We start from the raw sequence: 4,099 nt of genomic DNA, 5'->3' as shown, positions 1-4,099 counted from the left end.
CTGCCACTCGCCGAGGCGCGAAAGGCCTTCGAGCTGGCCAGCGACAAATCGCAATCGATGAAGGTGCAAATTGCGTTCGACTGATTATCTCGGCCGTCTTTTCGGCCTCGAGGGCAGGCATGCCTTCGTCACCGGCGCCAGCCGCGGGCTGGGCCTCGCCTTCGCGGGGGCACTGGCCGCGGCCGGCGCGCGCGTCACGCTCGGCGGCCGCAAGATGGAGGAGCTGAAGGCTGCCGCCGACAGGCTGCGTGCCGAAGGCCACACGATCGCGGAGTCATTAATCGATGTCACCGACACCCAATCGGTCGATGCGGCAATCGCAGCTTCGGAAGCCGACACCGGGCCGATCGACATCCTGGTCAACAATGCCGGCATCCAGCGCCGCGCGCCGCTGGAGACTTTCTCCGATGCCGACTGGGACGCGCTGATGGCGACCAATCTCGACGGCGTGTTCAAGATGAGCCGCGCCGCGGTGAAGGGCATGATCCAGCGCCGCAAGGGCGTCATCATCAATGTCTCCTCGGTGCAGAGCGCGCTCGCACGCCCCTCGATCGCGCCTTACGCGGCGAGCAAGGGAGCGATCACCATGCTGACCAAGTCGATGGCCGGCGAATGGGGCCAGCACGGCGTGCGCGTCAACGCCATCGCGCCCGGCTATTTCAAGACAGAGCTCAACGCGGCTTTAGTCGCCGACGAGAAATTCTCGACCTGGCTCACCGGCCGCACGCCGATGCGGCGCTGGGGTGATGTCGAGGAACTGGCTGGCGCGGCGGTGTTCCTGGCATCGGATGCCGCGAGTTTCGTCACTGGTCAGACGCTGCTGGTGGATGGCGGGATCACCAGTGTGTTGTGAGCCTCATAGGCAACACTCAAACCGGTAGGCTTGTCTCCCCCACCGACAGATGCCGCTCGATGGGCGGATCGATCTTGGTGTCCTTCGCGAACCCGGTCAACACCCTGTCCACCGACAGCCTGCCCGCCCCGCTGAGCGCCAGGATGAACATGCCGCCGGCGATGGCGAGATCCTTCTCGAAATGGAGCAGTTCGTTCTGGCTGGCGAAATTGGTGTGGAAGAGGCTTGCCGTCATCAGGCAGAACAGGCCGAGCCCGATCGCACCCAGCCGCGCCAGGATGCCGAGCGCCACCGACAGGCCGGCGCCGAGTTGCAGCGCGATGGTGGCAATGAGCAGCGGCGTGCCGACGCCAAGCGCGGCCATCGCCTTCTGAGCGCCCTCGAAATGCGTCGCCAGTTGCAGTCCCTCATGCACGAAGATCAGGGACAGAAACAGCCGGCCGGCCAGCAGGACGACATCCCTGGCGTGCAGTTTTTCGGCAAGTTCGATCGGTGTCATGATCGGCTCCAATCCTTGGAAACAGGTGGCCGCCACGCGTCCGCGTGGGCCTGCGCGCTCGAGGTTGAAAGGTCGGAGCCGGCGCGAGGGAGAGCAACGCCGGCTCCGGTTTTCGGGCGCTACCGCCGTGGCGCCCAAAAAGTTGGTATTGGCGGGAGAGATCAGCGCCAGGCCCCCTCTCCGGCCGCTTCGCGGCCACCTCTCCCCCTTCGTGGGCGAGGAAACAGGCGGCGTTACTTCGTCACCTTGGTGTCGATCGCCTGCTTGAGGTCGGAAAGCTCCTCGCAGCCCGACGGGCACAGCTTCTCCAGCGAGGCGAGTTGCTCGTTGGCCTTGGCCATGTCGCCGGTCTCGACATAGAGCTCACCCAGATACTCATGCGCGGCCTTATGGTCGGGCTTAAGCTCCAGCGCCTTGGTGTAGTAGGTCAGCGAGGTCTGATAGTCGCCGGTCTTGCGCAGCGTGAAGCCGAGCAGGTTGTAGACGTCGGCCTGCTGGGTGTCCTGCGCGAGGTCGCGCAGATCGGCCAGCGCGCCCTTATAGTCCTTGGCGTCGATCTTGGCCTTGACGGCAGTCAGGTCGGGCGCATCGGCGCCTTCGATGTCGTCCACGGCATAGGCCGGAACGGCGATCGCGATCGGGGCCGCGGTCAAGACGGCAATGGCGCCGAGCGCCGCGAAAGTTAAGTGTTTCATTGGAGTGTCGCTTTCTGTTCACGATCCGAGTGAGATCAGATCTGGGTCGGGGTGAAGGCGTAGGCATTGCCGTCCTTGACGAAGCTGCCTGTGCCGGGGAACGGGAAGTGCGAGCCGCAGATGCGGACATTGTCGGCGATCACCTGGTCAATGATCCGGTGCCGCGTGGTGATCGCCGTCGGACCGTCCTGGTCGTAGGCGCCCTGCCATTCGGGATGCGGGGCAAGCAGCGCCGGCACGTACATGGTGTCGGCCGAGACGAGGAATTGCTCGGCGCCGGCATCGACATGGTAGACCGAATGGCCAGGCGTATGGCCGGGCGCCGCCATGAGGCGGATGCCGGGCACCACTTCCGCGCCATCGTCGACCAGCTTCCAGTTCTTCCATTTCGGAAAATTCTCGGCGATGCGCTTGCCCGCCGGCTTGCGGCCCTCGGGCAGCTTGGCGAGGCGGCTCGGATCCGTCCACCAATTGTATTCGGTGGCGTTGACGATCAGCTCGGCATTGGGGAACACCGGATCGTTGGTGCCCTTCTCCATCAGGCCCCAGACATGGTCCGGATGGAAATGCGAGATCAGAATGGTGTCGATCGCCTTGTAGTCGATGCCCGCGGCCTTCATGTTGGCCGGCAGATGCGTGGCGTTGGCCTGCCACTGGCCGACGCCGGAACCGGCGTCCATCATGATGGTGCGGCCGTTCATCTTGAGCACCACGACGGTGAGCGGGATCGGCATGAAGTCGGTGGTCAATCCTGCCTTGGCGAGTGCCGCCTTGGTGTCGTCGACCGAGACGTCCTTGATGAAGGCCGGGTCGTGGGGCTTGCGCCAAATGCCGTCATAGACGGCGGTGACCTCGAGCGAGCCGACCTTGTATTTGTAGAAGCCGACCAGCGGCTCGACCGGGGTTTCGGCGTGGGCCGCGGGCGCGAATTCGAGCTTGCCGGCAATGCCGAAGGCGGCAGCGGCGGCGGCTGATCCGAGCACCATGCGGCGTGTCATGTTGAACATCAGAAATCTCCTCTAGTGGCTGCGGGTTGCGTCAGGTTTCAGGCGGTATGAGAGATTGGCGGAGGGCCCGGTGCGACCCTCCGCCGGCTGCGGAAGCCGGTGCCGGCCGGTCCGACTGAAAGACCGACCGGCACAGGGGAGATCGGGACTTCGGCTCCGAGCCCTGCGAGGCGTGCCTTCCCCGCCCGGATCGGGACGTTCAGCCCCAAGCTCCTAGCTCAGCGACCCCAGATGCCCTGGCCAGGCTCATCCGCAGCGATCTTGGCCGCCGGCTTCATGTCGTGACGGTCCAGCTTCACGATGGAAGCAGTGGTGGTGGTGTCGACGGCGGCTGCGTGCTGGGCGGCCGCGGAGAAGTGGTCGCTGCCGGCAAAGGCGCCGCCGGTGGCAAGGAGGATGGCGACTGCGGTGAGGGCGATCTTGTTCATATGCGTATTCTCCGGGTTGGTTGATGCGTGCCTTGGGAGGATGGCCTCGCTACAGCCAAGACCCGGAAGGCTCGGGCTTTATTCCCGGGGGGCGGAGAATCTTTTCAGGGCGCGATACAAATCGCGACCCGTCCGGATGAAACGGGAAGCCGCGGCCAGTTAGCCGGCGTTAAGCATCGCTCCAGCTTTTGGGCTGAAAATAACCTGCCAAGCTGCCAGTGACGCAACTTGAAGCCGGTCCGGAAGTTTAAATTTAAGCACTTCCTGCTAGCTTCAACCGATGGATTTCTGTCCGCGAAAGGTATTCGCGTCGAATTGACCGGGACTGGTTTCAATATCGGCCGTATCAGACAGGCCGTTTTCTCTTCCGCCAACTTGCCGGCGGCGATCGCTGTGTTCGTGCTTGCGATCTGCGCGCTCTTCGTCGATCAGCAAAACAGAAAAGTCTCCGACCAGCTGTTGCGCGCCGACGTGCTCGCCAAGGTCAACATCATCCGCGCCAAGCTCGAGGGAAACATAAACGGCAACCTGCAGCTGGTGCAGGGCCTTGCTTCGGCGGTGACGACCGAGCCGTATATGGGGCAACAGCGATTTGCGGCGCTCGCCGCGGAACTGGT

5 protein-coding genes and 1 pseudogene are annotated in these 4,099 nt (G+C 64.0%); 2 read left to right on the top strand and 4 right to left on the bottom strand.

Annotation, left to right across the window (positions count from 1 at the left end; genetic code table 11):
• The first annotated feature begins 70 nt into the window (after positions 1 to 70).
• Positions 71 to 853 (top strand): glucose 1-dehydrogenase, encoded by a 783-nt coding sequence (locus EOA28_RS27110; RefSeq protein WP_127253646.1) that lies wholly within the window; start codon positions 71 to 73, stop codon positions 851 to 853.
• A 16-nt stretch (positions 854 to 869) separates the two neighbouring features.
• On the opposite strand, the gene EOA28_RS27105 is transcribed toward EOA28_RS27110, so the two are convergent.
• From EOA28_RS27105 to EOA28_RS27090, 4 genes are all read right to left on the bottom strand, one after another.
• Entirely contained in the window at positions 870 to 1,352 is a 483-nt protein-coding gene (locus EOA28_RS27105; protein ID WP_127253645.1) for a DoxX family protein, read from the bottom strand.
• A gap of 233 nt (positions 1,353 to 1,585) precedes the next feature.
• Complete coding sequence (locus EOA28_RS27100) at positions 1,586 to 2,047, bottom strand: tetratricopeptide repeat protein (RefSeq protein WP_126078280.1); 462 nt, start codon at positions 2,045 to 2,047, stop codon at positions 1,586 to 1,588.
• Positions 2,048 to 2,082: 35 nt separating this feature from the next.
• Positions 2,083 to 3,054 (bottom strand): MBL fold metallo-hydrolase, encoded by a 972-nt coding sequence (locus EOA28_RS27095; RefSeq protein WP_126078281.1) that lies wholly within the window; start codon positions 3,052 to 3,054, stop codon positions 2,083 to 2,085.
• Between the two features lie 218 nt (positions 3,055 to 3,272).
• Positions 3,273 to 3,482, bottom strand: coding sequence for a DUF680 domain-containing protein (locus tag EOA28_RS27090; RefSeq protein WP_126078282.1), 210 nt, complete (start codon positions 3,480 to 3,482; stop codon positions 3,273 to 3,275).
• 345 nt (positions 3,483 to 3,827) lie between these two features.
• Between EOA28_RS27090 and EOA28_RS27085 the strand changes: the two are divergent.
• Positions 3,828 to 4,099 (top strand): annotated as a pseudogene (locus EOA28_RS27085) (bifunctional diguanylate cyclase/phosphodiesterase); the annotation flags it as partial.

Source organism: Mesorhizobium sp. M2A.F.Ca.ET.067.02.1.1 (assembly GCF_004023285.1).
Classification (GTDB): Bacteria; Pseudomonadota; Alphaproteobacteria; order Rhizobiales; family Rhizobiaceae; genus Mesorhizobium.
This window is presented reverse-complemented; position numbering and strand designations above follow the sequence as displayed.

What these genes read in the sequence shown, in the direction of transcription:
- EOA28_RS27105 (WP_127253645.1), bottom strand. Translation starts at nt 1,352, where the DNA reads ATGACACCGATCGAACTTGCCGAAAAACTGCACGCCAGGGATGTCGTC.
- EOA28_RS27100 (WP_126078280.1), bottom strand. Translation starts at nt 2,047, where the DNA reads ATGAAACACTTAACTTTCGCGGCGCTCGGCGCCATTGCCGTCTTGACC.
- EOA28_RS27095 (WP_126078281.1), bottom strand. Translation starts at nt 3,054, where the DNA reads ATGTTCAACATGACACGCCGCATGGTGCTCGGATCAGCCGCCGCCGCT.
- EOA28_RS27090 (WP_126078282.1), bottom strand. Translation starts at nt 3,482, where the DNA reads ATGAACAAGATCGCCCTCACCGCAGTCGCCATCCTCCTTGCCACCGGC.